A 26,161-nucleotide genomic window follows, 5' to 3' on the forward strand; every position below is an offset into this window, starting at 1 on the left:
CCTAGGAAGGACGAGTACTGGCGCGGAGCGAATTTGACATTCGTGAGCACCAGCACGCAGGACTGACAAAGAATGCGAGGGTTTGTCTACACGCTGAACCCCTCTCCACACGGAGAGGGGTTTTTTATGTATGTGAAACGTCGCTGAAAACCAAAAGCCCTCATGAGCTGAGGGCTTTTTTCATATGGATATATAAGTGCAAAGTCGAACCGTTAATTTGTATTCACTCGATCTAATGCTTGGCATATGGGTGATAAGATATCCTCTTTACTTCGGACATTACCTTCCACCTTCACAATGACCTTTTCATTATTGACAAGTAAAATAGCCGGCAGTTCGTCTACTTCATTTTTCCAGCCTTTACGATCTTCTTTGACAATCATCTTGGACATTTCCTTCGGATATTCATTTTTTAAATCGAGCACTGCGTCATAATAAGGACTTTCTTTATCAAGATTTTCTGCATCAGTAAAAAAGAGAATTCTTGGCTTTTGAATATGACTGACCTGGTCTGTCTGATTCGGTATGATATACGCAAATGAGCATGAACTAAGTACAAAGAGCATAGGGAATATAATGAGAAGGGTCCTCATAAAATTCAATCTATTCACCTCAAAATCCTTTGGGGTTGTACCAACATTTTTAGGAGCCAGTTCCCTGTTAGTCACTCTAGTGTATCACGTCCTTTTTGACAATTTTCGATTGTTACTTAATTGTTACAGAATTGATATGAAGCAAAATACATTTGAAACGTTTCCTCAATATGATGAGAAAAAAGCATATATTTATAAAAAATGATTAAATGTGTCATACAATTAACCGTTGACAACTTAAATGTGACATCATATTATAGAGATATGAAATAGATTAAACGCTTTCAAACTTTGAGTAAAGAAAAGGGGAATGTACTGTGGGTACAATTATTTGTCAAGATTGCAATGAAACCATTGATCAATTTGAAAATGAAAAAGTGACAACACTTTATGGAACATGTGGTCACTGTCATTGCTGTGATGAAGCCTCTGAATAAATAAAAAAGCATGCAGCTCCAATGGGGGCTGCATGTTTCTTTTTTATAAAATGGCTTTTTGTTCTTTAATGACACGAATCATATCTAGTGTGGAATCTTCTGGTCCTTGAACAGGAAGACCGATTTCGATATTTTTAAAGATATAGGAGATATTTTCTTCTGTGATGATTTCTCCTGGTATAAAAATAGGAATACCAGGCGGATAAACCATGACAAATTCTGCAATGATACGGCCAGCCGCTTCTTTAAATGGAATGACTTCCGTTGTTGCGTAAAAAGCGTCACGCGGCGTCATCGCAAGCGAAGGGATCTCAGGCAGTAACACTTCTGTCACGGCTTGTTTGCCGCCTTGACGTGCAGAGATGGCCGCAATTTCCTTCATAGCCGTTACAAGCGTATCAATCGTCTCATCACAATCGCCAGGCGTCACGATACATAAAATATTGTATAGGTCAGAGAGCTCTACTTCAATTCGGTAGCTTTCTCTTAGCCATTTCTCCACATCATGGCCATTGAGACCAAGGTCTTTAATGGAGATGATTAATTTTGTTGGGTCATAATCGTAAGTAGAAGGTGAACCGAGAATTTCTTGACCAATACAAGTAATACCTTCAATTTCGTTTAAACGAGTTCTTGCTGATTCAGCTAATCGAATGGCTTCATCTGCAAGTGCCTTTCCTTCAGTCGCTAATCGCTTTCTAGCGACATCCAGGGAGGCTAAAAGCAAATAAGAAGTAGACGTAGTTGTCAGCATGCTTAAAATAGATTGTACTCGATCCTTTGAAACAAGCCCTTCTTTTATATTTAAAATCGAGCTTTGGGTGAGAGAGCCACCAAGTTTATGCACACTTGTTGCTGCCATATCAGCTCCCGCCTGCATCGCAGACAATGGAAGCTCATCGTGAAAATGAATATGCACACCATGTGCCTCATCTACAAGAACAGGTACGTCATATGAATGAGCAATGTCTACAATGGTTTTTAAATCAGCTGAAATGCCAAAATACGTTGGGTTAATCACAAGCAGCCCTTTCGCATCTGGGTGTTTAGTCAGCGCTTTTTTAGCTGACTCTGGCGTGATGCCATGAGAGATGCCAAGCTCTTTGTCAATTTCCGGGTGAATAAAAACAGGTACTGCACCAGAAAATACAATAGCAGACATAATCGACTTATGGACATTACGTGGAACAATAATTTTGTCTCCAGGACCACAGACGGTCATCACCATTGTCATGATCGCGCCGCTTGTTCCTTGTATAGAGAAAAACGTATGGTCGGCACCAAATGCTTCTGCTGCAAGCTCCTGTGCTTCTTTGATCATTCCTCGAGGCGAATGTAAATCATCAAGAGGTTCTATATTAATAAGGTCAATGCTTAATGCATTGTCTCCAATGAATGCTCTAAATTCAGGGTCCATTCCGGCTCCTTTTTTATGGCCTGGAATGTGAAATTGGACTGGATTGGTTGAAGCGTGTTTTTTTAGTCCAGTGTATAAGGGTGTATCATGTTGTGACAATTGCTTTCCCACCTTCATCGAAATACCTGCTATTATTATCCCAATAACAGCAGATTTCATTGCATAAAACAAAAGAATTATATTATGAACTGATCGGAATGTAAAGCATAAAATCAATCGGATTCTGATCAAACAGATGCTATAATAAAAGTTCAAATAAGAAATGTGGATTAAAGTGAGGGACAAGTAAATGGAATATCAATATCCAATGGACGTCGACTGGACAACTGAAGAAAAGATGGCGGTCATTTCATTTTTTCAAGCCGTTGAAAAAGCCTATGAAACAGGAATTGCGAAACAAGCGTTACTAGAGGCTTATAAACGATTTAAAGAAGTTGTACCATCAAAAGCAGAAGAAAAGACGCATTGTACGGCGTTTGAAAAGGGAAGTGGGTATTCCCCTTATCGCACAGTAAAAAGCGCAAGAGAGGCTGAAGAAACAGCTATGATACGGATGTAAAAAACGAGCCTATATAGATAGGCTCGTTTTTTTATACAGATTCTTTTTGTGTAAAGCGGTATAGATAAGTTACTGTGCGGAAGGCATCTTCAATTTTTGATAAGAATTCTTCATTATTCATTTGAACAACTTCTTCTCTAGGAAGCTGGATGCCGCAAAGGAGTTCGGCCTTTTTGACTGTTTGAACACGTTCAAATAGTGTTCTCAGCTGTTCAGCATCAAGTTCGCTGTGGCGGAGGACGTCCGGTTTCATATGATCCTTAGACCAAACAAAGTCTTGCGGTATTTTCTTTTGGATCGTGTCCAGCTCTTTTTCGAATAATTGCCCATATTCACCTTTTACTGGAGATTCATAAATGAGCGCAAACCATACAAATACATGAGTTTTCCAAAGCCCAATTTGAAAATGAGGGAGCTTTTTATACCCACGCTTACTGTTAGCGAAAGCCACCCAAGTGTCATTTGGCGGGTTGACTGATCTTCTTGCATGTTTTGCCACGTGGACAAACATTTCGTCTCCTGTAATAGAAGAAAGAAGCGGTGCAAAATGTTCACCAAGTGCTTCAAGCTTTGGACGGACTCTCTCTTTTAATACGGCCATACGTTCATCTAAACCGTCTACTGTGAATGTTTCAAAATCTTCATCTCTAAAACGCATTTCACTCATGTTATGCCTCCTGTATCTTTTCGCTGATCATATTTTATCATAGCTTGGGTCAAGCTCAAAAAAAGATGCACTTTAAAGAGAAAGATAGCAGGGATCTTGGTTCGGCGTTTAAAAACATCGATTTTGTGGTACATAACAAATAGGTAAAAACACAATTTTCAGAATGTCGTTGCGGTTATGCGATCGCTTCATACGATATAAGCAAGAACCATTTCTCTTATCGATTGTATTTTTTATCAATGAAAACTGACAAGGAATGAATCATTCTCTGGAAGGGGCGTTGACCAATGAAGCAAATCGTGAAGCATGGGTATAGACAAGAGAAGAAGAATCGCATCGCTGTGTGGAGATTAGAGGTTGATTATGAACTTTCTACGCTTCATGAAGCCATCGAGCAAAAAGATGATATCCAAGTAGAACGCAGCAAACGAAAGCTTGAGCGCCTAAGAAAAGAATGGGAGCAGCTTCAAGGGTAAAACAAGGTGAGGTAAAAACGAACCAATTTATCGGTTCGTTTTTGTATGAAGCTGCTTTTTTCTTGCTTTTACGTACATAATATCAGTATGCTAATACAAATAGGTACTACATAGAAAAGAGGTTTACAGTCCGATGACAAACTGGGTGGAAATTGACCGACTTGCAAAGCTTTGGGTAAAAGAAGCGGGTAGCCGCATTAAAGAATCCATGCAGGAAGGTCTATCAATTGAAACAAAATCAAATCCAAATGATCTTGTCACAAACATCGATAAAGAAACAGAACGTTTCTTCATTGAAAAGATACAGTCGACATTTTCAGATCATCATATTTTAGGAGAAGAGGGCCAAGGGGAAGAAGTGACCTCTCTTGATGGGATCGTATGGATCATTGATCCAATTGATGGCACCATGAACTTTGTCCATCAAAAACGAAATTTTGCCATTTCAATTGGGATATTTGAACATGGTGTGGGGAAAATCGGTCTTATTTATGACGTCATCCATGACGAGCTCTATCATGCAGTCAAAGGAGAAGGGGCGTATATGAACGATATCTTACTCCCGCCTTTAAAAGATGTCGCCATTGAAAAAGCCATTGTCGGCATTAACCCAACATGGGCGATTGAAAGCCCCCATTTTGACGCTAAGCCGTTTGCCCGTCTCGTACGCGATGTGAGAGGAACAAGAACGATTGGATCAGCTGCACTTGAACTGGCTTATATTGCAAGCGGAAGAAGCGACGCATATGTCACGTTAAGGTTAGCGCCTTGGGATTATGCTGCTGGATGTGTGTTACTTGATGAGGTAGGCGCTGTTTACTCGAATATTCACGGAGAACGCTTGACGTTTCTAGAGAAAAATAGCATTGTTGCTGGAAATCGATCCGTCTGTGAAAAAATCTTGCATGATTACATAAAGGGAAGCGGAAATAAAAAATAAACAACATCACTTCATGAGAATGAAGTGATTTTTTGTATTTGATGAAACTTTTTGACAAGTCAAATGTCTATACGAACGAGGCCTTAATTTGAAGTAAAGGATTGTGTAGCGATGTTTGATTTGTTTAGTGATTTATCCCTCCATTTTGAAAGGTTTTTTATTTTAAATGAGTACAGTATCCACATGATTCAATGGTGTGTGCTTGGACTATTTGTCCTTTTCATTACACTTCCCATATGGAAAGAAAAGAAGAGTCGTTATGTATTTTATGCTGGAATCGTATTAAGAGTAGTTCTGCTAGGGAGTATGACACTTGAGATGATCCATCAAGTGCTAGCTAGACAGTATACGATCGAAACATTTGAAGTGCTGACAGATTTCATGCAATTTCTCATCTATGGATATGTCTTGCTTGCATCACTTTTCTATGTGATTTCTCTTCCTTATTTAAAAAATAGGGGCATGTTTTTTGCGTTTGATTTATCTGTGTTACTTCTGCCCTTATGTCAAACGATATTTATTGTGTTAGTTGAAAGCAAAAAGTTCTTTCTCAGCGGTGATACGGAGCTGATATGGAGAGATTTGATCATCATTTTGCTTATGATTGGCTTTGCCGCTTTGGTACTTCACCTATTCTTTCGTTTGTTTTGGCACCAGAAGTGGAAAGAATTGCTGTTTTTCTATGGCTTGATTTTCACTGCGCTGCTGTATATTTTTTATCCTTCTATTTCGAAGTATGAGCTGCAATCTTCGTTTAAGTCCATAGTGATTTTAGTGGCGGCCGCAGGAAGCTTTATGACATTACATTTGTTATGTGCGTTAATACAAAACAAGGTAAAGTTGAGACAGTGGGGTGCTGGGGGGATTGTCGTCTTTTTTACGCTAATGCTGAACCCGATCCTAAATCTCCCACATATCATGTTTCAATTTACTAAAACGGAACTGACAGATACTTTCTCAGAAGAATATCGACCTTTATCTGAAGCAAGTGCGAAAGCATTCGCTTTAAAGTTTGTACCATCGAACACTACATTATATTCAACGACTAGTAAACAGCCGATCTCTTATAACTATGTGTTTGCAGCCGATCAATATGAAGTGAATGTTTCTGCGTTTACAGGTGAATTAAACAGCTATTTTTATCATGGTCGCTCAAAGGGTCAGCATTTGACCGATAAAGAATATAGGGAAAAAACCATTGAATTTTTTGAAAGAAGCGGCCGATCCATTGATCTAGAGCACATTCATATCGTCGTTGAAAAAGAAGACGGGGAGACAAGCGTTCTTCTTTTGCCAAAAATGTCTCAGAATAAAGATGAGAGCCTAGCGTTTGCCACATGGAAAAAAGAGACGCTTCGACAAGCGCAATATGGGAACGCCATCTTTCAATTAAAGGATATAGACGGGATCAATTTAACAAACAAAGAAATGAAAACGAAAATTAATCGTATTTATAAAAAGTTAAATTTACAGCCACCAGCTTACCAGATCACAGACGTTGATGCTTTTTATTTTGAATGGCAGCATGAAGTGGCGGTAAAGACAGCCGATCAATCTGAATTTCTGTTTAATGGTTCAACGAAAGAATTGCTGAAAATACAGCTATCAAAAGCGATTCTTCAACAGAAAAAAGGAAATATCAGTGACGAAGATTTGTTTGAAATGATAGGGGAACAGTCAAAAGACGTGAAGACAGAAACAGGAACTCGTGAACACAAACAATATACTTTTCACGGGTCATCAAATTTACTTCATGTGACGAGAGATGCCGATGGAATTGAGTTGAATTGGCAATCAGACTCTTCTTTACCGCATATGGTATCGAATCAAGAACGTGATGAAGTCTATCAGCAAGTTCTCAAAAAGTATGAACCTTATGCCATCTATAAAAAACAAATCAAGCCGGTGAGAATGATCGACAAAGAGGGGAAAATGCGCATTTCGTGGTTTGTGATCATTCAAACCTTCGGATCGAATGAGCGGAAAATATATGAAGTAAATGGACGAACAAAAGAGGTGCAACGTTTTGACAGATAAAGAAAAACAAGCCATCTTTCAAGACTTATATGAATTGTATCAGGAAGGGGAGCTTGGAGAAGAGGCTTCTAACTGGATGAAGACGCATGAAAAGAAGTTTCAGCATTCTGTTAAGGGAAATGAGTTTGCTCCTGCCCACACTGAGGATCAGAACGATTATCTCGAATTAAAACGCATGAAGGGGTTTATTTCTTCGTTATACTTCTTTTATATCGTTTTATCAATTTGGATGACTGTGTGGTTTTATTTTTGATGTCTAGACCGACCAATCAAATTGAAAAAATATATGAAGAATATTTTCAGGAAATCACCAAATATTTATATCGCAGAACGGGAAATGTCGAAACAGCCAAGGATCTTGCGCAGGATGTATTTATCAAGGCACTGCATGGATTATCCTCTTTTATAAAGGACATTCAAGCATTAAAACATGGCTTTACAACATTGCTTATCATACATTTGTCAACGACTATCGCCGAAAAGTAAAACGAACTTTTACGGATGTAGAAAAAGCAGATTTTTTAGAGCAGCAGATATTCATGACACCTGAAGACCATTTAGAAACGCAAGCTGATATTCAAAGGCTGTGGAGCCAGATCAATCAATTGAAGGATTCTTACCGAGAAGTCCTCATTTTAAGAGATATCCAGGAATTATCGTATGAAGAAGTAGCGGAAATTTTGAATTGGACCTTATCTAAAGTAAAGACAACCCTTCATCGAGCTAGATTAGAGCTGAAACGAAAGCTACATTGTGAGGAGTTCAACAAATGAGCTGTTATTTGATTGAAGAACTATTACCACTTTATATAGAAGGGGACACGAGTGAAGAAACAAATCAATTAGTGGATGAGCATTTACGTTCATGCAAAAAATGCCGTTATCTATATGAAGAAATGAAAGAACCAGTCTCTATTGCAAAGTCAACAGATTTTATACCGTTCATAGATGAAAAAGAAGAAAAAAGAAAGTTTGAAAAGCGCTACTATGGAAAAGTATCGTTTTTAGTATCGTCTATCTCATCATGCTCTTGATCTATTGGATATAAGAAAGAACCCCCATCTGGATGAACCGGATGGGGGTTTTTTGAGCTTAGTTCAATTTTTCTTTAGCAATTTGAACTGCATCATAGAACGTTTTTAATTGCTCTTGAGGAATTTTCTTAAGCAATTGGTTGAAAACAAGTAATTCAGTAGAGCTGAATCCAAGACCTTTAGCGATTTTAGAATCAATTACAACGTTTCCTTTTTTGTCTAGAACAAGTGCATCACCAGCAAGATCAGCAATTCTGATCACTGATTTGAAAAGCTTTTCGAATTTAGTTGCTTCTTCTTTAGTAAGACCAAGTTCAACAGCTTTTTCTGCATCAAAAACTAATTTTCCTTTTTCGTTTTTAGTGATGCTTTCACTGAAAACGATTGTAAGAACAGCTGCGCGATCTAAGAATTTCTCAGCAGTCGCCGCTTCTTCTTCAGTCAGACCGAGCTCAACAGCTTTTTTCACATCAAATGTGTAGTTGTTGTCTTCCTCAACAAATGAATTGATGAGAATGCTGATAACACGCTCGTTTTTCTCCAATAAATCTTTAATAATTTGTTGCTGCTCAAAAGGAATCCCTTTGAAAGTTGCAGCACTTGCTTGCCCAGGAGCTACTGTTGTGAAAGTAAAAATGATAGCTAAAGCGAAAAATACAACAGAGCTGAGCGATTTGCTCAAAAACTTCTTCATGCTTCTTTTCTCTCCCTTTTCTGTTAAATTTTGTTGCAAGAACAGCATACCATGAGAAACTTTGTGGAAGAATAGGAAAAATGTAACTTTGTGTTTGATTTTGGAGAACTATAAAAGTTCTTGTCGAAAAATGGAGGAGTTCAGATTGCTTAGATTTGCCAACACTATATGAAATTTTTAGTTGAATCATTAGTGTTACATAGGTGGTTGGTCTTGTTTTTACCCAAAATAAAAGCCTTCTACATGTAAAATGTAAAAGGCTTTTCATAAATTTTATGATTGCACGTTTAATTTTCGTTTTAATGTAAATCCTGTACCCATGAAAATCATGGCGAACACAATACTTAAGCATGTTCCCAGTATGCTTTTTTCTGCAACAGACACTCCAATAAACGCCATACTGACGACGGCAAGTAATGCACATAATAATAGAAGCCATTTGATTTGTTTCATTTGTCTCCATCCCTTTTTTTAGAGTTAATATAAGTTTACAGAAAAACGATCGGCATTTAAAGGGGATTGTGATATAATATGAAAGTTATCTAATTATTTTAGGAGATGAAAATGTGAAACTTCGAAAAGACCTTCGCAACATCGCAATTATTGCCCACGTTGACCATGGTAAAACGACGCTTGTTGACCAATTGCTCCATCAAGCTGGTACTTTCCGTGCGAATGAAAATATCGCTGAGAGAGCCATGGATTCAAATGATTTAGAGCGAGAGCGCGGTATTACGATCTTAGCTAAAAATACTGCGATCCATTATAAAGATACACGCATTAATATTTTAGATACACCAGGACACGCCGATTTCGGTGGTGAAGTTGAGCGTATCATGAAAATGGTAGATGGTGTACTTCTCGTTGTGGATGCATATGAAGGTTGTATGCCTCAAACACGATTCGTGCTAAAAAAAGCACTTGAGCAAAACTTAACACCAATTGTTGTTGTCAATAAAATTGACCGTGACTTTGCTCGTCCAGCTGAAGTAGTTGATGAAGTCATTGACTTGTTCATTGAATTGGATGCAACAGAAGAACAGCTTGAATTCCCAGTTGTATATGCATCAGCAATCAATGGTACAGCAAGTAACGATGCTAGTAAGCAAGATGAAAACATGGAATCGTTGTTTGAAGCGATTGTCAACCATATCCCATGCCCAGTCGACAACCATGAAGAGCCGCTTCAATTCCAAGTGGCGCTACTTGATTACAATGATTATGTTGGAAGAATTGGAATTGGCCGTGTATTTAGAGGAACGATGCAAGTAGGACAGCAAGTTGCTCTAATGAAAGTGGATGGCAGTGTAAAACAATTCCGCGTGACAAAGATTTTTGGTTTCCAAGGGTTAAAACGAGTGGAAATCAATGAAGCGAAAGCTGGAGATCTTGTCGCAGTATCTGGTATGGAAGACATCAACGTAGGTGAAACAGTCTGCCCGGTAGAACACCAAGAGGCTTTGCCGATCCTTCGTATTGATGAGCCGACACTTCAAATGACATTTGTTGTCAATAACAGCCCGTTTGCAGGCCGTGAAGGAAAGTACGTGACATCACGTAAAATTGAAGAGCGTTTAGAACAGCAGCTTCAAACAGACGTAAGTCTTCGTGTAGATCCAACGGATTCACCTGATGCTTGGGTCGTATCAGGACGCGGTGAGCTTCACTTATCAATTCTGATTGAGAATATGAGACGTGAAGGATTTGAACTCCAAGTATCGAAGCCAGAAGTTATTGTAAAAGAAGTAGATGGTGTTCGATGTGAGCCTGTAGAGCGTGTTCAAATTGATGTACCTGAAGAGCATACTGGCTCTGTTATGGAATCAATGGGTGCAAGAAAAGGTGAAATGATTGACATGATCAATAATGGTAACGGTCAAGTTCGCCTGATCTTTACAGTTCCATCACGTGGTTTAATCGGATATACAACTGAATTTCTTTCATTAACTCGTGGTTTTGGTATTTTGAACCATACATTTGACAGCTACCAGCCGATGCAGTCTGGTCAAGTTGGCGGACGCCGTCAAGGTGTACTTGTTTCAATGGAAACAGGTAAAGCAACTGCTTACGGAATCCAAGGCGTTGAAGAGCGCGGTGTGATTTTCGTTGAGCCGGGTGTTGAAGTATACCAAGGAATGATTGTTGGTGAGCATAACCGTGAAAACGATCTTGTTGTCAACGTGAGCCGTATGAAACAACAAACAAACGTACGTTCAGCGACAAAAGATCAAACGGTTAGCATGAAAAAACCACGTATTATGTCACTTGAGGAATCTCTTGAGTACTTAAATGAAGACGAATACTGTGAGGTTACACCGGAATCGATCCGTTTAAGAAAGAAAATTTTAGATAAAAACGAACGTGAGAAAGCTGCGAAGAAGAAAAAGCTAGCAGGATTATCTTAATTCCATGAAGAATTAAAAAGATAGAACCCTGAAAGATAAGGGGAGGGAATCTTTTTGAATGATCAGGAAGTAAGTGAGAATCTATCCTTTTTCGCGATGCTGTTTCGTGTCGATGAAAATCCGCAAACAGGGATGTGGCTCCTATATGGCACCATCCTTGTTTTAGCGATTATTGTTTTTAAACTCGGCTTTGCTAGACGTTTACCGATTTTAAAAGCACTTGTCATTTATTTGTTTTTGATTTTTGGCTGCACGTTTCTCACATTTCTAGGAATCTTCTTGCCAGTAGCAGAAGGCCTGGTTGTGGCAGCTGTCATTTTGATTATTTATAAAATACGGCTGCATCGTGCGAAAAAAGAAGGAACAGTGAGTACGTAAAAAAGACCTGAACTTGTGTCAGGTCTTTTTTATGTCTTCTGTTCTTTTTTTCCTTTTTTCTTCTTTTTCTCTTTCGTCGCAGGATCTTGATAAAGAGAGAATCTGCCAGTTTTGATGCGTGCCTCTGTCTTTACTTTAATTCTTTCTTGGCAGTCATCGCACATATATGTATGAATCGGTCGATTTCTTAACCGTTTAGCAACAAGTGTATCATCATTAATGGTTTCAAGCTTTTCACATAATGAGCACTTCACTCTCATCATTTTCACCTCACTTTGGTCATGCCTTGATTATAGCATGTTTTTTGAGCTACTTAAAATCAGCATAAAAAAGGCTTATATCACAAGAGATATAAGCCGTTCTCATTATTTCTTCTGATTCATATGATGGTTTGATTGATCGTTTTGGTTTTTTTCTAATTGCTTTTGATCTTGTTGTTTGAGCTGATGATTCGGATCATTCGTCGGATCTGTTTCGTTACGGTCGATTTCATTTCGAGGCATTTCTGGCATAACACGGCCCACAATGGCTGCTAGTTCGTCCATAATTCCGCTTACTGGTCTGCCAGCTTGAATTTCTTTGCCCATTTCCTTTAAACGGCTCACTGTATCTGGATCAGCGACGACAACAGCATTCGCACCTTCTGGGTCATTTTTCAGCGCTTTGGCGACTGAATATTTAATGGTTTCAACTTTGCTTCTATCTAAATCATCTTTTACATCAATGCCAACGACAGCGTACTTGCCGATGACGATCGCTGTTGCGTCATTTACATCTGCCACATGCTCAGTCACATTCACTAGGTGCTGCGCCACATCTGTTGATGGGCGGGCTTTGTCAGTGTTTTTCTTGGATGAGTCTGATACTCTTACTAAATGCTTGTTTCCGTCTTGATGTTCTTGTGCCAAAGGCTTCTCTTGATGCTGGCAAGCGCCTAATAAAAGAATGGTTTGAACCATGAATAACGTCAAAAATAGTCGCATGTGTATTCCCTCCTTCACAAACTGCATGATTTATTTTATTGTTGAATTAACCTTCTAACTTTATTCATGAAAACATATATTTTAACAATCGTTTTTGGAAAGACAAGGATGAATGAAACCCCGATCAGGAGGCGAAGGACCTGAGTAAAATTTATGTATTAGACACAAATGTGTTATTACAGGATCCGAATTCAATCTTTTCATTTGAAGACAACGAGGTCGTGATTCCGGCCGTAGTGTTAGAAGAAGTAGACTCGAAAAAAAGATATATGGACGAGGTTGGGCAAAACGCACGACGTGTCTCACGTTTAATCGACGGGTTGAGATCGAAAGGGAAACTGCATGAAAAAATTACGCTGGAGTCAAAAGGAACGCTGCGTATTGAGCTGAATCATCGCTCTTTCCATGAACTTCAAGAAATTTTCATTGAAAAAACAAACGATAACCGGATTTTGGCTGTTGCTAAGAATTTGAGCTTAGAGGAAGAAACAAAACCAGATGGCCGACCTGTTATTTTGGTCAGCAAAGATGTCCTAGTGCGAGTAAAGGCGGATGCCATTGGTCTGCAAGCAGAGGATTTCTTAAGCGATCGTGTGCTGCAAAATGAAGACATTGATAACGGCTATCACGAGCTCTATATTCCGACTGAGCAGCTGAATACATTTTATAAGCAAAATCAGTTACCGATAAAAGACGTCACCCAAACGCCATTAAACCCTCATCAATTTGTTATTATGAAGGGAAATGAGGGTGGTTCTGCTTTGGGGATGCTTGATCAAAAAGCAGAGCATGTGAAACGGCTTATTTATGACCAAGAACATATTTGGGGAATTCGCCCAAAAAATGTCCAGCAAACGATGGCGCTTGAGTTACTTTTACGCCGCGATATTCCGCTTGTGACACTTATCGGAAAAGCGGGAACAGGAAAGACACTGCTTGCACTTGCTGCTGGATTAATGCAGACAGAGGACCTCGGCATGTTTAAAAAGCTCATCGTGGCCCGCTCTATTGTTCCTGTCGGTAAGGACTTAGGGTATTTGCCAGGCGAAAAAGAAGAGAAGCTCAGACCGTGGATGCAGCCGATCTATGACAACCTAGAATTTTTATTTAACACAAAAAAACCTGGTGAACTCGATGCGATACTAGCGGGCATCGGTTCAATTCAAGTGGAAGCTTTAACGTATATTCGCGGGAGAAGTATCCCTGATCAATTTATCATTATCGATGAGGCGCAAAACTTAACAAAACACGAAGTAAAAACATTATTAACGCGGGTTGGTGAGGGAAGTAAAATTGTGCTGATGGGAGACCCAGAGCAGATTGATCACCCTTATTTAGACAGCTTAAATAATGGGCTCACATATGTCATTGAGCGTTTCAAAGGGCAGCAAATATCTGGACATGTCAAGCTTGTCAAAGGAGAAAGGTCTGGACTTGCACAGCTTGCAGCTGATTTATTATAGTCCAGACCCGCCATCTTATGTAATGATTAACTCTTTGACGCCTTTAATCGGCTGAGTGATGTTGGACTGATCCTCGAAATAAACGTGGATTGGTCCTTCTTCTGTTATAGGTTTTCCATTTTGGCTGAAATGGGCAATGCTATCCATCGCCTTAGAGAGCGGAACAGCAATTGTTTCTGTTTCTGTGACAAATTCACACGTCTCCGCTTGTTCGAGCGGTTCTGCATTTTTTATCATGTCGCCAAGTTTCATCCCGAAGCTGCCTGTGACAAGTCTTTCTTTTTCGTATTTTTTCTCTGTTTTTAATGTGGGTGGAAGTGTTTGACCTTCTCTTATGACCCGCTCTTGATCAAGCTCCTGATCTAGCTGCTGCTCTTCGTTTGCTGCACTTTTCTCAAAAAATGAATCCATTAAAAATTTACGGTCATCAAAAATCCATACACTCGGATCAATGGTGATCTTGTATTGTACGTTCCCCTTAATTTGAATAATGCTCATGTTCAAGACAACCCCTTTCCAACATAAATTATAGAAGTTTTCGCCCGCTTTGTCACTTTCATAAACATGCACCTCCTTGTACAAACTACGATTAGACGAAAAATAGGGAGGATTTTGGGCATGGCATGTCGTGACAATGAAGAGCTTCAGCGATTTGTAGAAGAGGCAAAAAAGGTGGCCAAAAATGGAAAGGTAGCATCCTATATTCCGGCACTCGGTAAAGCGGATCAATCGGATTTATCTGTCGCTGTTTATCATGTGAGTAATACGTGCCACTCAGCAGGAAATGTTGATAAACGATTCACCCTTCAAAGTATTTCAAAAGTATTAGCACTGGCGCTCGTGCTCTCAGAAGAAGGACCGAAAAAAGTGTTTCAATATGTTGGACAAGAACCGACTGGCGACCCGTTTAATTCGATGATTAAACTAGAGACAGCAAGCCCAAATAAGCCGCTTAACCCAATGATTAATGCAGGAGCGCTTGCCGTTACAAGTTTAATAAGAGGGGCAACGCCGCAAGATCAGCTGAACCGGCTGCTTGGTTTTATTAGAGAGCTTGCCAATGACACAACCATTACATATTGCAAAGAAACCGCTGCATCCGAATTTGAAACATCAATGATTAACCGCGCAATGTGCTATTATATGAAGCAATATCATATCATTAAAGGGAATGTAGAAGAGGTGATGGACGTCTATACGAAGCAATGCGCCGTCAGGATGAACAGCCTGGATTTGGCGAAGATCGCATGTGTTTTTTCATTAGATGGCAGGCATCCAGAGACAGGAAAGCAAATCCTTTCGAAAGATGTCGCTAGAATTTGTAAAACGTTTATGGTTACATGCGGTATGTACAATGCGAGCGGGGAATTTGCGATCAATATCGGAATCCCTGCTAAAAGTGGTGTTTCAGGCGGAATTATGGGGGCGGCGCCATACGACTTTGGGATAGGTATATTCGGACCTGCTTTGGATGAAAAAGGGAATAGTATTGCGGGTATTAAGCTGCTTGAGCTCATGAGTGAAAAATATGAGATGAGTATCTTTTAATAACGAATGGCTTCTTTTTATTTTTACAGAGCGAACTGTACAAATCTGCTTGCAATTTTGGGCGTTTCGCTTTATGATAAATAGAAGAATTAGGTACTCGCCTGGGGAACGGAGGGATACTTTTGGCGTCAGAAATTTTAGTCGATCATCGGCAAAAAGCACTGGCTTTATTAAAATTGGATGCAGATAAAATTTTAAAATTGATCCAAGTGCAAATGGACAACTTAACGATGCCGCAATGTCCTCTTTATGAAGAGGTTTTAGATACTCAAATGTTCGGATTATCGAGAGAAATTGATTTCGCTGTCCGGCTTGGATTAGTTGATCAACATGAAGGCAAAAAACTACTCGATAAACTTGAGAGAGAACTATCCGCACTTCATGATGCGTTCACAAAAAAATAATGATTGAAAACTCAAACTTCCACAACATAAGTTTGAGTTTTTTTGTCCGCCTTTTTATTTTGATTGATGCCAAACGGACTTGATTGTCTCATGAAAGACGAACAATATAAAGAGGTAAAACGGGATCAAACGGAGAAAATGTAGTAGAATAAGAACAGCTAAGAGAAGAGAATATCAAGCAGTAGAAATAGACGTTAGGAAGAGGATTATATGTTAAAGAGAATGCTAAAATCGTATGACTACTCATTATTGTTCGCCATTATATTAATTAGCGCATTCGGCTTGGTGATGGTGTATAGCTCAAGTATGATTACATCTGTGATCAGATATGATGCTGCGCCAGATAATTTTTTCAAGAAACAGCTTTTATTTATGATTGTCGGGGCGGTCATCTTGATTTTTACAGCCCTCATTCCGTATCAGCTGCTCTTAAATAAAAGATTCCAAATTGTGATGCTTTTGCTATCTGTGTTTTCTCTCATTTATGTGTACTTTGGCGGTCACATTGCAGGGAATGCTAGAAGTTGGATCAAATTTGGGCCTTTTAGTCTTCAGCCAGCGGAATTCGTGAAGATCGTTGTCATCATTTATCTTGCTGCTGTCTATGCAAAGAAGCAGCATTATATTGACCATATTTTAAGAGGGGTTACACCTCCAATTGTGGTTGTCTCCATCCTATGCGGATTTATTATTTTGCAGCCAGACTATGGGACAGCTTTTATCATTGGTATGATTGCCCTTGCGATGATTTTATGCTCAGGGTTTAGCGGTAAAACGCTGGCCAAGCTGCTCGCTTTATTTAGTGCGGTGATGGTTGTTGTGACACCGTTTATTATTCTTTTTTGGGATAAAATTTTCACGCAGAATCGTCTTGGACGTTTTGAGAGTTTCCAAGATCCATTTAAAGACGCAGGCGCTTCTGGGCATCAATTGATTAATTCATATTATGCGATTGGATCAGGCGGCTTTTTTGGTCTTGGTCTTGGAGAGAGTGTACAAAAGTATGGATACCTTCCAGAACCGCATACAGATTTTATCATGGCAATTATCTCGGAAGAGCTTGGTTTTTTCGGTGTATTTTTTGTCCTTGCTCTCCTTGGCTTTATTGTCGTGAAAGGTTTTTACATTGCGAGAAAGTGTGAAGATCCGTTTGGAAGTTTGCTTGCAATAGGAATTTCTTCAATGATTGCCATCCAAACGTGTATTAATTTGGGCGGTGTTTCAGGGCTCATTCCGATCACTGGGGTTACACTTCCGTTTATCAGCTACGGGGGATCCTCTATCATTTTACTGAGTGGATGTATGGGAATATTGCTGAATATCAGCATGTTCACTGAATATAAAGAGCGTTATAAAAAGAAAAAATCAATCAGCAAACCATCGATTCAAAAAAATGGATTGCAGAAAACTTTGAATCTTTAGAAAACAAAAGTGTACAGTTTTCATTTCTTCCTTTATTATAGAGTACATATAAAATTTTAAGGGATATGGAGGAGTGAGAATGTCACAGAGAACAATTCAAAAGGTTCTAGTTGCAAACAGAGGGGAAATCGCTATCAGAGTCTTTAGGGCCTGTACGGAGCTCAACTTACGTACAGTGGCCATTTACTCCAAAGAAGACTCGGGCTCTTATCATCGCTATAAAGCCGATGAAGCATATCTAGTTGGAGAAGGTAAAAAGCCGATTGATGCCTACCTTGATATCGAGGGGATCATCGAAATTGCAAAACGAAATGACGTGGATGCGATTCATCCAGGATACGGATTTTTATCTGAAAACATTCATTTTGCAAGACGATGCGAAGAGGAAGGCATCCAATTCATCGGCCCAACTTCTCAACATTTAGATATGTTTGGAGATAAAGTAAAAGCGAGAGATGAAGCGAAAAAAGCTGGAATTCCAGTCATTCCAGGAAGTGACGGGCCAGTTGATTCGGTCAAAGAAGTCGAAAAATTCGGTGAAGAATATGGTTACCCGTTTATTATTAAAGCTTCACTTGGAGGCGGCGGCCGAGGTATGCGGATTGTCAGATCAAAAGAGGAGCTGAACGAAGCCTATGACCGTGCAAAGTCAGAGGCGAAAGCGGCTTTTGGAAATGACGAAGTATACGTTGAAAAGCTGATTGAAAATCCGAAACATATTGAAGTGCAGGTGATTGGAGACAATCACGGCAATATCATTCATTTATATGAGCGTGACTGCTCTGTTCAAAGGCGTCATCAAAAAGTCATTGAGGTTGCACCAAGTGTGTCTCTTTCTAATCAATTGCGTGAAGACATCTGTGAAGCGGCTGTTCAGCTGGCGCAGAATGTATCGTATATCAATGCAGGGACTGTAGAATTCCTAGTGGCAAATGGGGAGTTTTATTTTATTGAAGTCAATCCTAGGGTCCAAGTGGAACACACGATCACAGAAATGATCACAGGTGTCGATATCGTCCAAACCCAAATTCTTGTCGCAAAAGGACATGACCTTCACAGCAAAGAAGTCGGGATACCAAAACAAGAAGATATCTTTACACATGGATTTGCCATTCAATCAAGGGTCACAACAGAAGATCCTTTGAATGACTTCATGCCAGATACAGGAAAAATCATGGCTTACCGTTCAGGCGGTGGTTTTGGTGTACGTCTTGATACAGGGAACAGCTTCCAAGGTGCGGTGATTACACCTTATTACGATTCACTGTTGGTCAAGCTGTCTACTTGGGCACTTACATTTGATCAAGCTGCGGCTAAAATGGTCCGAAATTTACAAGAATTCAGGATTCGCGGCATTAAAACAAATATCCCGTTTCTTGAAAACGTCGCAAAGCACGAGAAGTTTCTAAGAGGGGAATATGATACATCGTTTATTGATTCAACACCTGAGCTATTTAACTTCCCTAAGCAAAAAGACCGTGGAACGAAAATGCTTACTTATATTGGTAACGTTACCATTAATGGGTTCCCTGGTATTTCGGAAAATAAGAAGCCTCATTTTGATAAACCAAATGTGCCGAAACTTGCTGTCCATGAAACGATTCCTTCTGGAACAAAACAATTGTTAGACAAGCATGGACCTGAGGGGCTCGCCAATTGGGTGAAAGAGCAAAGCGGTGTACTTTTAACGGATACAACCTTTAGAGACGCACATCAATCCCTGCTTGCAACACGCTTTAGAACACACGACTTAAAGAAAGTTGCGCAGCCAACAGCAGGTTTATGGCCAGAGTTATTCAGTATGGAAATGTGGGGCGGCGCTACATTTGATGTGGCATATCGTTTCTTGAAAGAAGATCCTTGGGAAAGATTGAAAGAGCTTCGTCAAGAAGTGCCAAACACTTTGTTCCAAATGCTATTAAGATCATCAAACGCTGTCGGATATACAAACTATGCGGATAATGTGATTAAAGCATTTGTAAAGGAATCGGCAGAGGCAGGCATTGACGTCTTCCGTATTTTTGACAGCCTAAACTGGGTCAAAGGCATGACGCTTGCCATTGATTCTGTTCGTGAATCAGGCAAAGTGGCAGAGGCAGCGATTTGTTATACAGGTGATATTCTTGATCCATCACGTCCGAAATATGATTTGAAATATTATGTCTCTCTTGCGAAGGAGCTTGAATCCGCAGGCGCTCATATTTTAGGCATTAAAGATATGGCGGGATTATTAAAACCGCAGGCGGCTTATGAACTTGTATCTGCTCTAAAAGACGAGCTCACGATTCCAATCCATCTTCATACACACGATACGAGTGGAAATGGACTCTTCACCTATGCAAGAGCGATTGATGCAGGTGTTGATATTGTTGATGTTGCAGTCAGCTCTATGGCGGGGCTCACATCACAACCAAGTGCGAGCTCATTATATTATGCTTTAGACGGACATGAAAGAAAGCCCGAAATGAATGTTCAAGCGGTTGAACGTCTTTCTCAATATTGGGATTCCGTCAGAAAATATTACCATGAGTTTGAAAGCGGAATGAATTCACCGCATACAGAAATTTATGAGCATGAAATGCCTGGTGGCCAGTATAGTAACCTGCAACAGCAGGCGAAAGGGGTCGGCCTTGGCGACCGCTGGAATGAAGTAAAAGAAATGTACAGACGTGTAAATGACATGTTTGGTGACATTGTGAAAGTGACACCGTCTTCTAAAGTGGTCGGAGATATGGCACTTTATATGGTGCAAAACGATCTGACAGAAGAGGATGTTTATGAAAAAGGAGCAACACTGGATTTCCCAGATTCGGTTGTTGAATTGTTTAAAGGCTATTTAGGACAGCCTCATGGCGGATTCCCAGAAAAATTGCAAAAGCTGATTTTAAAAGGGGAGGAGCCGCTTACTGTCAGACCAGGTGAGAAACTGAAACCAGTGGACTTTGAAGAAATCAAAAAGCAGTTCAAAGAATCACATGACTTGACGTTAACAGAACAAGATGCCATTGCATATGCTTTATACCCGAAAGTCTTTTCTGAATTTGTTCAAACAGCAGAAAGCTATGGAGATATCTCTGTTCTTGACACACCTACCTTCTTCTACGGCATGAGACTTGGTGAAGAAATTGAGGTAGAAATTGAGAAAGGGAAAACCCTCATTGTCAAACTCGTGTCCATTGGAGAACCGAATCCGGACGCTACAAGAGTGCTTTACTTTGAACTGAATGGACAGCCGCGTGAAGTGGTCATTAAGGATGAAAGCATCAAATCCTCCGTTCAAGAAAAAATGAAGGCAGATCGCTCAAATCCAAATCACATTGCGGCATCAATGCCAGGCACTGTCATCAAAGTACTTGTTGAAAAAGGACAGAAAATTTCCCAAGGTGAGCATTTGATGATCAATGAAGCGATGAAAATGGAAACGACGGTACAAGCACCGTTCTCAGCAGTCGTGGATGAAATTCATGTCACGAATGGAGAAGGGATTCAAACTGGAGATCTGTTGATTGTCTTAAAGCCTGAATAATGAGTGAGACACATCCATTTGGATGTGTCTTTTTTTGAGCGCATTAAAATGTGCAGCCGGCCGATAGAGTGATTACACTATAGAATGAGGTGAAGAAAGAGTGGAAATTGTCGTGATTTGGTTTCGCCGAGATATGCGATTGGATGATCATATCGCCTTATCAAAAGCGATCACATATGCAAAAAAACATCAGTACCGATTATTTGCTTTTTATCATCTAGATCCGTTTTTTACAGAAATGGAACTGGATTTGAACAACGAACATTTCTTTCAAAACTTGGCCAATTTCGTCAAGGAAGCGAGAGAATCTCACATGTATGTTCATCTCATTCATGATGATATTTTGTTCGCTTTTCAAAAGCTCCTGGATGCTTATGACATCAATGCGGTCTTTTTTAATGAGGACGAAGTAGGAAATGGTCGAATACGTGATGAGCAAGTGACCCGTTTCTTAGAAGAAAAGGGCATTCATGTGTCAAAGTGGCAAGATACGCATCTGCATGGGGCGAGAGATATTTTAAAAGCGGATGGGTCTCATTATCAAGTGTTTACTCCATACTATCAAGCTTGGAGGAAGCAGGAGAAGCAGTCTGTGATAAAAGTTGACAAATCATTTCTGAGCAGCAAGCATACGATTTGTGATGAGTCACTTTCTGAAAAGGGAGATGCGAAACTAAGGGACATCATTAAGAAATGTACAAGGAAATTCGATCAGATTGGGTCAGACAAAGCGAGAAGCACGCTAGGCGGCTTTATTCAAGAAAGATTGACGCGTTATCATGAGAAACGAGATATTCCGTCTGTTTTTGGGACGAGCAAGCTGTCTCGGTTCTTAAAAACCGGGACCATTTCTATTCGCACAATCTTTCATGCGGTCAATGAGGAAGAACTTGTTAAAGATGAGGGCAAGGAAACATTTATCAAAGAGCTGGCATGGCGTGATTTTTATCATATGATCTTTGCGCATTATCCAGAGATGAAAGAAAAAGAAATCAACGCCTCCTTTCAACATATAAAATGGAATGATGATGAGACACTTTTTGAAGCTTGGTGTAAAGGACAAACAGGCTTCCCGCTCGTTGACGCTGGGATGAGACAGTTAAATGAAGAAGGGTGGATGCATAACCGTTTGAGAATGGTGACGGCTTCATTCCTGACAAAAGATTATCTCATCGATTGGAGAATGGGCGAAGCGTATTTTGCGAGAAAACTTGTCGACTATGATGAGGCTTCGAATATTGGAGGATTTCAGTGGGCAGCCTCCGTCGGAACGGATGCTGTTCCTTACTTCCGTATTTTTAACCCAACGACCCAGTCGAAACGATTTGATCCAAGCGGAGAATATATTAGAAGGTATGTGCCAGAACTTAAGCATGTGAATGAAAAATGGATTCATGAACCGAGTAAAATGCCGATAGATGATCAAATGAAATCGGGATGTGTGCTGGGGGATACATATCCTCTGCCTACAGTCGATCATCAAGAAAGACGGAAAAAAGCCATTTCGCTATTTGAAGAAGCGAAACAAACATAAAAGAAATCCCCCTTTTCGGATGAAAGGGGGATTGTATGTTTATCTGAAAGGCTCTCTATTTTCATATTTAAACCGGGCAATGAGTAAGCAGAAGTAGCATAGTACCCCAAACAAACAAGAAATAAAGAATGAATGAGCAAGCGCATAACCGAGTGCGAGCTGAGAATAAACAGACATGACACCAGAAATCGCTTGAAGTGTAATCAGAATGGCTGAAATGATCCATCCATAATACAGCTGCTTTTGTTCTTTATAATGTTTAAGGGCATGGAACATCGCAACAAATATCCAAACGAATAAAAGAAGGGCTGCTGCTCGGTGAGACATTTGAACCCATTGATTAAAATACGCTGGAAGTGCGCCGTCTTTTGAACAAAATGGGAAGACAGAGCATGCAAGACTTGATTTTGTATGTCTCACATAGGCGCCCGTATACACCACAATATACGTATATGTGATCAACCCATAAATATGGAACTGCATTCTTTTGCCGATATGAAGCGGCTTCACAAGCTTTGTTTCAGATCTGGTGGCTTCAAACACAAGCAGTGCCAGTAGTAAAATGGAAGCAAAAGAAATCAGTGAAATACCGAAGTGCAGTGCCATGACAAGTGCGTTAGAACCAAACACAACGGCGAGTGCCCCTAACAGCGCTTGAAGCAGTAAGAATATAATGGACATGATGACCAAAAATTTGGTTTCACGGAATACTGGACTGATTTTTTTCCAGCATAAGACCGCCAGTGCCAATACAAGAATGGTGGAAACTCCTGTTGACATGCGGTGGCTCCATTCGATAATGGAAGCAGGGTTCATTTCTGGAAAGAAACGACCGTGGCAAAGGGGCCACTGTCTGCCGCAGCCAAGACCGGAGCCAGTTTTCGTCACAAGCGCACCGCCAATCAGAACGATCAGCATCACAAATGTTGTGACAACGCTCAATAACCTTAAAGCAAATTTCATCAAATGATTTCACCTTCTCTAAATAACTTCTGATCTAAATGAAAACCTCACATGTTCTCAAGTTTAAGCCAAATGCGTGTTCTGTTGCAATTCATAATGACCAAAGTTCACAAAAAAATGATATGTTAGTTCACAAAGTTTACAGATTTAGAGTGCTTGATCTTTCTTTGACAGTCTGATAGAAATAGAGGAGAGAATATTTCATTTTGCACCGCCTTCTGAAACGCACATCCTAATAAATTCACGAAAAGTTCACAAATAACTTCAAGTTTGTCGTTTATTATTTAATAGGATGTTTTTTTACAGCTCTTTATCTTGTATGATAGAGTTGTAACGATTTTACGTTTTATTCGTTCGTTTGAAGGTTTGGGCAAGGGAGGTTATACACATTGGCAAATTCCAAAACAGCCGCGGAAGCAGCTATTCATGGACAAATAGAAGAAACAACCGCTTTAAAAGATTTTCTTGCTCTTATTAAAATGGGCATCGTCAATTCCAATTTCATTACAACTTTTACTGGAATGTGGCTTGCTTTTTATTTTACAGGTATGAGTTTCCTTGGGAATCTTGATATTGTGCTGTTAACAATGATTGGTTCTTCTCTTATTATTGCCGGTTCATGCGCCATTAATAATGCGTTTGACCGTGATATTGATATACTAATGGAAAGAACAAAAACAAGACCGACGGTGACAGGTAAAGTTCAGCCAGGTCAAGCGTATGCATTTGGTATTCTGCTTGTTGTACTTGGACTGATTATGCTTCTGATGACAACTGTTACATCAGCAGTGATTGGATTTATCGGTGTGTTTACTTATGCAGTTCTATACACGATGTGGTCTAAACGCCATTACACCATTAATACAGTCATTGGGAGTGTATCTGGTGCGGTTCCGCCATTAATTGGCTGGACAGCTGTTACAGGCACCATCGACACAACGGCTTGGGTCCTGTTTATGATTATGTTCATCTGGCAAATTCCACATTTCTTATCACTTGCGATTAAGAAAACGGAAGATTACCGCAAAGCAGGTATTCCAATGCTGCCAGTTGTTTACGGCTTTGAAGTCACAAAACGCCAAATCATCATTTGGACAGCATGTCTTCTTCCGCTTCCATTTTTCTTAGGTGGATTAGGATGGCCGATTGTCGCACTTGGCACATTGCTGAACATTGGATGGCTCGTCATTGGTCTTATGGGCTTTAAAATGAAAGATATCATGAAGTGGTCTACACTCATGTTCGTTTATTCATTAAACTACTTAACGATCTTTTTCGTTGCGATGATTATTATTACACTATTCTAGAGTGAAATACACTTTGATCACATCAAAACAATGGCTATATCTTATAACACAACATTTTCTTACAACTATGAAAGCCGCCTGATATTCAGTTCTATTTAGGCGGCTTTCTGTTTATACATAGATGGTATTTTGAGTAAAAACATCATTTTTTTATGAAAAGAGGAAATGTAAGTGCTTTTATAAGAGGCGGGGGTTATGGATGGGTGAAAGGTGATTTTATAAATAAGAGGTAAAACCGAAAGGCAAAGGAGATCAAGCAAAAGGGGTTGGGACAAATTATGATAAGAAAATGGCGTGTTTATTCACTGTTTCTCTTACTGACGCTCGTTTTGGCGGGCTGCGGTGAACCATACTTATCAACACTCAAGCCAGTTGGGGAAGTAGCAGATAAACAGTTTTTCCTAACGGTACTGAGTACACTTATTATGGTTCTTGTCGTTATTGTTGTATCGATCATTTTCTTTTACGTCATCATTAAATTCAAACGTTCTAAAGTGGGAGAAGATACGATTCCTAAACAGGTAGAAGGGAACCGTAACCTCGAAATTACGTGGACAGCGATTCCGATACTTCTACTCATTATTCTCGTTGTACCTGTTGTGGCATACACGCTTGAGCTAGGGGATACAAGCGCTATGGATAAGAAAAAACGAGATCCTGAAAAAACACTTGTTGTGAATGTAAGAGCCAGCTTATATTGGTGGGAATTTGAATACCCTGATTATGGGATTGTGACAAGTCAGGAATTGATTGTTCCAACTGACCAAAAGGTTTATTTTAAGCTGAAAGCATCCGATGTGAAACACTCTTTCTGGGTTCCATCGGCTGGGGGTAAAATTGATACAAATACAGACAACGAGAACAAGTTTTATTTAACATTTGACTCAAAACGAACGAAAGATGCTGGAGAATATTTCTATGGGAAATGTGCGGAGCTTTGTGGTCCATCACATGCTTTAATGGACTTTAAAGTTAAAACGCTTTCTCAAGATGAGTTTTTAGGCTGGACGAAAAAGATGGCAGATTATAAGAAGCCTGCATCTACGTCAGATCTAGCCCTTGAGGGTGAAAAACTTTTTAAAGAGAAAAACTGTTTAAGCTGTCACGCGGTAGAGCCTGGAGATGAACGGCCAGAGGCGGCAAGGACTGCACCAAACCTTGCAACCTTCGGAGAGCGGACAAAAGTAGCTGGAATTAAAGACATGAACAAAGAAAATGTCAAAGCATGGCTGAAAGATCCAGAGAGCTTTAAACCAGGTAATAAGATGACAGGGACGTACCCTAAACTAAATGACTCAGAAGCAGATGCACTCTACGAGTATTTAAAAGGTCTTAAAATACAGTAAATGCCTTGAGCAGCTTGAAGTTGCGCACA

Annotated in this window: 26 protein-coding genes and 1 pseudogene; 18 read left to right on the top strand and 9 right to left on the bottom strand. The window is 39.8% G+C overall.

From position 1 onward, the window contains the following. Nucleotides 1–212 precede the first annotated feature (212 nt). On the bottom strand, nt 213–593 hold the full coding sequence (locus ACTJKA_RS05020) for a hypothetical protein (RefSeq protein ID WP_223255627.1): 381 nt from the start codon (nt 591–593) through the stop codon (nt 213–215). 317 nt (nt 594–910) lie between these two features. On the opposite strand from ACTJKA_RS05020, the gene ACTJKA_RS05025 reads away from it, so the two are divergent. Then, the gene (locus ACTJKA_RS05025) at nt 911–1,030 is read left to right on the top strand and encodes a GapA-binding peptide SR1P (RefSeq protein ID WP_003212464.1); all 120 of its coding nucleotides are present in this window, start codon (nt 911–913) and stop codon (nt 1,028–1,030) included. 43 nt (nt 1,031–1,073) lie between these two features. On the opposite strand, the gene ACTJKA_RS05030 is transcribed toward ACTJKA_RS05025, so the two are convergent. Then, complete coding sequence (locus tag ACTJKA_RS05030; RefSeq protein ID WP_250026536.1) at nt 1,074–2,546, bottom strand: aminotransferase class I/II-fold pyridoxal phosphate-dependent enzyme; 1,473 nt, start codon at nt 2,544–2,546, stop codon at nt 1,074–1,076. Nucleotides 2,547–2,736: 190 nt separating this feature from the next. On the opposite strand from ACTJKA_RS05030, the gene ACTJKA_RS05035 reads away from it, so the two are divergent. After that, the gene (locus tag ACTJKA_RS05035) at nt 2,737–3,006 is read left to right on the top strand and encodes a UPF0223 family protein (protein ID WP_265154733.1); all 270 of its coding nucleotides are present in this window, start codon (nt 2,737–2,739) and stop codon (nt 3,004–3,006) included. A 31-nt stretch (nt 3,007–3,037) separates the two neighbouring features. On the opposite strand, the gene ACTJKA_RS05040 is transcribed toward ACTJKA_RS05035, so the two are convergent. Further along, entirely contained in the window at nt 3,038–3,673 is a 636-nt protein-coding gene (locus ACTJKA_RS05040; RefSeq protein WP_035392176.1) for a DUF1054 domain-containing protein, read from the bottom strand. 287 nt (nt 3,674–3,960) lie between these two features. Here ACTJKA_RS05040 and ACTJKA_RS05045 point away from each other — a divergent pair, with 287 nt between their 5' ends. From ACTJKA_RS05045 to ACTJKA_RS05070, 6 genes and pseudogenes are all read left to right on the top strand, one after another. Beyond that, entirely contained in the window at nt 3,961–4,149 is a 189-nt protein-coding gene (locus ACTJKA_RS05045; protein ID WP_008345085.1) for a hypothetical protein, read from the top strand. A gap of 133 nt (nt 4,150–4,282) precedes the next feature. After that, nucleotides 4,283–5,089 carry an inositol monophosphatase family protein gene (locus ACTJKA_RS05050; RefSeq protein WP_035700627.1) on the top strand — a complete coding sequence of 269 codons (807 nt, stop codon included), beginning with the start codon at nt 4,283–4,285 and terminating at the stop codon, nt 5,087–5,089. A gap of 183 nt (nt 5,090–5,272) precedes the next feature. Then, the gene (locus ACTJKA_RS05055; protein WP_265153976.1) at nt 5,273–7,126 is read left to right on the top strand and encodes a hypothetical protein; all 1,854 of its coding nucleotides are present in this window, start codon (nt 5,273–5,275) and stop codon (nt 7,124–7,126) included. Next, nucleotides 7,116–7,379, top strand: a complete 264-nt coding sequence (locus ACTJKA_RS05060; RefSeq protein ID WP_336749757.1) for a hypothetical protein — start codon at nt 7,116–7,118, stop codon at nt 7,377–7,379. The genes ACTJKA_RS05055 and ACTJKA_RS05060 overlap by 11 nt, the downstream gene beginning before the upstream one ends. After that, a pseudogene (locus ACTJKA_RS05065) lies at nt 7,379–7,899 on the top strand (RNA polymerase sigma factor). Before ACTJKA_RS05060 ends, ACTJKA_RS05065 begins: the two are co-directional and overlap by 1 nt. Continuing rightward, the gene (locus ACTJKA_RS05070; protein ID WP_234703956.1) at nt 7,896–8,159 is read left to right on the top strand and encodes an anti-sigma factor family protein; all 264 of its coding nucleotides are present in this window, start codon (nt 7,896–7,898) and stop codon (nt 8,157–8,159) included. The pseudogene ACTJKA_RS05065 and the gene ACTJKA_RS05070 overlap by 4 nt, the downstream one beginning before the upstream one ends. 58 nt (nt 8,160–8,217) lie before the next feature. Here ACTJKA_RS05070 and ACTJKA_RS05075 read toward each other — a convergent pair whose 3' ends face one another. Together ACTJKA_RS05075 and ACTJKA_RS05080 are read right to left on the bottom strand one after the other, a co-directional pair. Further along, nucleotides 8,218–8,853 (bottom strand): hypothetical protein, encoded by a 636-nt coding sequence (locus ACTJKA_RS05075; protein ID WP_017359387.1) that lies wholly within the window; start codon nt 8,851–8,853, stop codon nt 8,218–8,220. 273 nt (nt 8,854–9,126) lie between these two features. Then, complete coding sequence (locus ACTJKA_RS05080) at nt 9,127–9,306, bottom strand: DUF5325 family protein (RefSeq protein WP_008345070.1); 180 nt, start codon at nt 9,304–9,306, stop codon at nt 9,127–9,129. A 113-nt stretch (nt 9,307–9,419) separates the two neighbouring features. On the opposite strand from ACTJKA_RS05080, the gene typA reads away from it, so the two are divergent. Both typA and ACTJKA_RS05090 read left to right on the top strand, forming a co-directional pair. Continuing rightward, nucleotides 9,420–11,258 (top strand): translational GTPase TypA, encoded by a 1,839-nt coding sequence (typA, locus tag ACTJKA_RS05085; protein ID WP_008345068.1) that lies wholly within the window; start codon nt 9,420–9,422, stop codon nt 11,256–11,258. A gap of 96 nt (nt 11,259–11,354) precedes the next feature. Continuing rightward, nucleotides 11,355–11,636 carry a YlaH-like family protein gene (locus ACTJKA_RS05090; RefSeq protein WP_045034298.1) on the top strand — a complete coding sequence of 94 codons (282 nt, stop codon included), beginning with the start codon at nt 11,355–11,357 and terminating at the stop codon, nt 11,634–11,636. A gap of 29 nt (nt 11,637–11,665) precedes the next feature. Here ACTJKA_RS05090 and ACTJKA_RS05095 read toward each other — a convergent pair whose 3' ends face one another. Then, nucleotides 11,666–11,896, bottom strand: a complete 231-nt coding sequence (locus ACTJKA_RS05095) for a YlaI family protein (protein ID WP_008345063.1) — start codon at nt 11,894–11,896, stop codon at nt 11,666–11,668. 105 nt (nt 11,897–12,001) lie between these two features. Beyond that, a complete protein-coding gene (locus ACTJKA_RS05100; RefSeq protein WP_019743435.1) occupies nt 12,002–12,619 on the bottom strand; it encodes a YhcN/YlaJ family sporulation lipoprotein in 618 nt (205 codons plus the stop codon). 140 nt (nt 12,620–12,759) lie between these two features. On the opposite strand from ACTJKA_RS05100, the gene ACTJKA_RS05105 reads away from it, so the two are divergent. Next, on the top strand, nt 12,760–14,082 hold the full coding sequence (locus ACTJKA_RS05105) for a PhoH family protein (RefSeq protein ID WP_025207279.1): 1,323 nt from the start codon (nt 12,760–12,762) through the stop codon (nt 14,080–14,082). A gap of 15 nt (nt 14,083–14,097) precedes the next feature. On the opposite strand, the gene ACTJKA_RS05110 is transcribed toward ACTJKA_RS05105, so the two are convergent. Next, nucleotides 14,098–14,580 carry a hypothetical protein gene (locus tag ACTJKA_RS05110; protein ID WP_008345056.1) on the bottom strand — a complete coding sequence of 161 codons (483 nt, stop codon included), beginning with the start codon at nt 14,578–14,580 and terminating at the stop codon, nt 14,098–14,100. A gap of 120 nt (nt 14,581–14,700) precedes the next feature. Here ACTJKA_RS05110 and glsA point away from each other — a divergent pair, with 120 nt between their 5' ends. The 5 genes from glsA (at nt 14,701) to ACTJKA_RS05135 (ending at nt 22,516) form a co-directional block, all read left to right on the top strand. After that, on the top strand, nt 14,701–15,630 hold the full coding sequence (glsA, locus tag ACTJKA_RS05115; protein ID WP_440607650.1) for a glutaminase A: 930 nt from the start codon (nt 14,701–14,703) through the stop codon (nt 15,628–15,630). A gap of 122 nt (nt 15,631–15,752) precedes the next feature. After that, on the top strand, nt 15,753–16,034 hold the full coding sequence (locus ACTJKA_RS05120; protein ID WP_003212509.1) for a YlaN family protein: 282 nt from the start codon (nt 15,753–15,755) through the stop codon (nt 16,032–16,034). Nucleotides 16,035–16,244: 210 nt separating this feature from the next. After that, complete coding sequence (gene ftsW / locus ACTJKA_RS05125; RefSeq protein WP_008345051.1) at nt 16,245–17,456, top strand: putative lipid II flippase FtsW; 1,212 nt, start codon at nt 16,245–16,247, stop codon at nt 17,454–17,456. Nucleotides 17,457–17,535: 79 nt separating this feature from the next. Beyond that, entirely contained in the window at nt 17,536–20,982 is a 3,447-nt protein-coding gene (gene pyc, locus ACTJKA_RS05130; protein WP_048001592.1) for a pyruvate carboxylase, read from the top strand. A 100-nt stretch (nt 20,983–21,082) separates the two neighbouring features. After that, nucleotides 21,083–22,516, top strand: coding sequence for a cryptochrome/photolyase family protein (locus tag ACTJKA_RS05135; protein ID WP_050827234.1), 1,434 nt, complete (start codon nt 21,083–21,085; stop codon nt 22,514–22,516). Between the two features lie 39 nt (nt 22,517–22,555). Here ACTJKA_RS05135 and ACTJKA_RS05140 read toward each other — a convergent pair whose 3' ends face one another. Beyond that, nucleotides 22,556–23,479 carry a COX15/CtaA family protein gene (locus ACTJKA_RS05140; RefSeq protein ID WP_008345045.1) on the bottom strand — a complete coding sequence of 308 codons (924 nt, stop codon included), beginning with the start codon at nt 23,477–23,479 and terminating at the stop codon, nt 22,556–22,558. 389 nt (nt 23,480–23,868) lie between these two features. Here ACTJKA_RS05140 and cyoE point away from each other — a divergent pair, with 389 nt between their 5' ends. Further along, a complete protein-coding gene (cyoE, locus tag ACTJKA_RS05145) occupies nt 23,869–24,786 on the top strand; it encodes a heme o synthase (RefSeq protein ID WP_024720296.1) in 918 nt (305 codons plus the stop codon). Nucleotides 24,787–25,064: 278 nt separating this feature from the next. Then, nucleotides 25,065–26,132 (top strand): cytochrome c oxidase subunit II, encoded by a 1,068-nt coding sequence (gene coxB / locus ACTJKA_RS05150; protein WP_008345042.1) that lies wholly within the window; start codon nt 25,065–25,067, stop codon nt 26,130–26,132. Nucleotides 26,133–26,161: the final 29 nt, after the last annotated feature.

The sequence above is a fragment of the Bacillus sp. 22190 genome, from assembly GCF_052045575.1.
GTDB classification, from domain to species: Bacteria; Bacillota; Bacilli; order Bacillales; family Bacillaceae; genus Bacillus; species Bacillus altitudinis.

Coding starts and splice junctions, on each gene's coding strand:
- ACTJKA_RS05020 (WP_223255627.1), bottom strand. CDS start 593: ATGAGGACCCTTCTCATTATATTCCCTATGCTCTTTGTACTTAGTTCA.
- ACTJKA_RS05035 (WP_265154733.1), top strand. CDS start 2,737: ATGGAATATCAATATCCAATGGACGTCGACTGGACAACTGAAGAAAAG.
- ACTJKA_RS05040 (WP_035392176.1), bottom strand. CDS start 3,673: ATGAGTGAAATGCGTTTTAGAGATGAAGATTTTGAAACATTCACAGTA.
- ACTJKA_RS05045 (WP_008345085.1), top strand. CDS start 3,961: ATGAAGCAAATCGTGAAGCATGGGTATAGACAAGAGAAGAAGAATCGC.
- ACTJKA_RS05050 (WP_035700627.1), top strand. CDS start 4,283: ATGACAAACTGGGTGGAAATTGACCGACTTGCAAAGCTTTGGGTAAAA.
- ACTJKA_RS05055 (WP_265153976.1), top strand. CDS start 5,273: ATGATTCAATGGTGTGTGCTTGGACTATTTGTCCTTTTCATTACACTT.
- ACTJKA_RS05070 (WP_234703956.1), top strand. CDS start 7,896: ATGAGCTGTTATTTGATTGAAGAACTATTACCACTTTATATAGAAGGG.
- ACTJKA_RS05075 (WP_017359387.1), bottom strand. CDS start 8,853: ATGAAGAAGTTTTTGAGCAAATCGCTCAGCTCTGTTGTATTTTTCGCT.
- ACTJKA_RS05080 (WP_008345070.1), bottom strand. CDS start 9,306: ATGAAACAAATCAAATGGCTTCTATTATTATGTGCATTACTTGCCGTC.
- ACTJKA_RS05090 (WP_045034298.1), top strand. CDS start 11,355: ATGCTGTTTCGTGTCGATGAAAATCCGCAAACAGGGATGTGGCTCCTA.
- ACTJKA_RS05095 (WP_008345063.1), bottom strand. CDS start 11,896: ATGAGAGTGAAGTGCTCATTATGTGAAAAGCTTGAAACCATTAATGAT.
- ACTJKA_RS05100 (WP_019743435.1), bottom strand. CDS start 12,619: ATGCGACTATTTTTGACGTTATTCATGGTTCAAACCATTCTTTTATTA.
- ACTJKA_RS05110 (WP_008345056.1), bottom strand. CDS start 14,580: ATGAGCATTATTCAAATTAAGGGGAACGTACAATACAAGATCACCATT.
- glsA (WP_440607650.1), top strand. CDS start 14,701: ATGGCATGTCGTGACAATGAAGAGCTTCAGCGATTTGTAGAAGAGGCA.
- ftsW (WP_008345051.1), top strand. CDS start 16,245: ATGTTAAAGAGAATGCTAAAATCGTATGACTACTCATTATTGTTCGCC.
- pyc (WP_048001592.1), top strand. CDS start 17,536: ATGTCACAGAGAACAATTCAAAAGGTTCTAGTTGCAAACAGAGGGGAA.
- ACTJKA_RS05140 (WP_008345045.1), bottom strand. CDS start 23,479: ATGAAATTTGCTTTAAGGTTATTGAGCGTTGTCACAACATTTGTGATG.
- coxB (WP_008345042.1), top strand. CDS start 25,065: ATGATAAGAAAATGGCGTGTTTATTCACTGTTTCTCTTACTGACGCTC.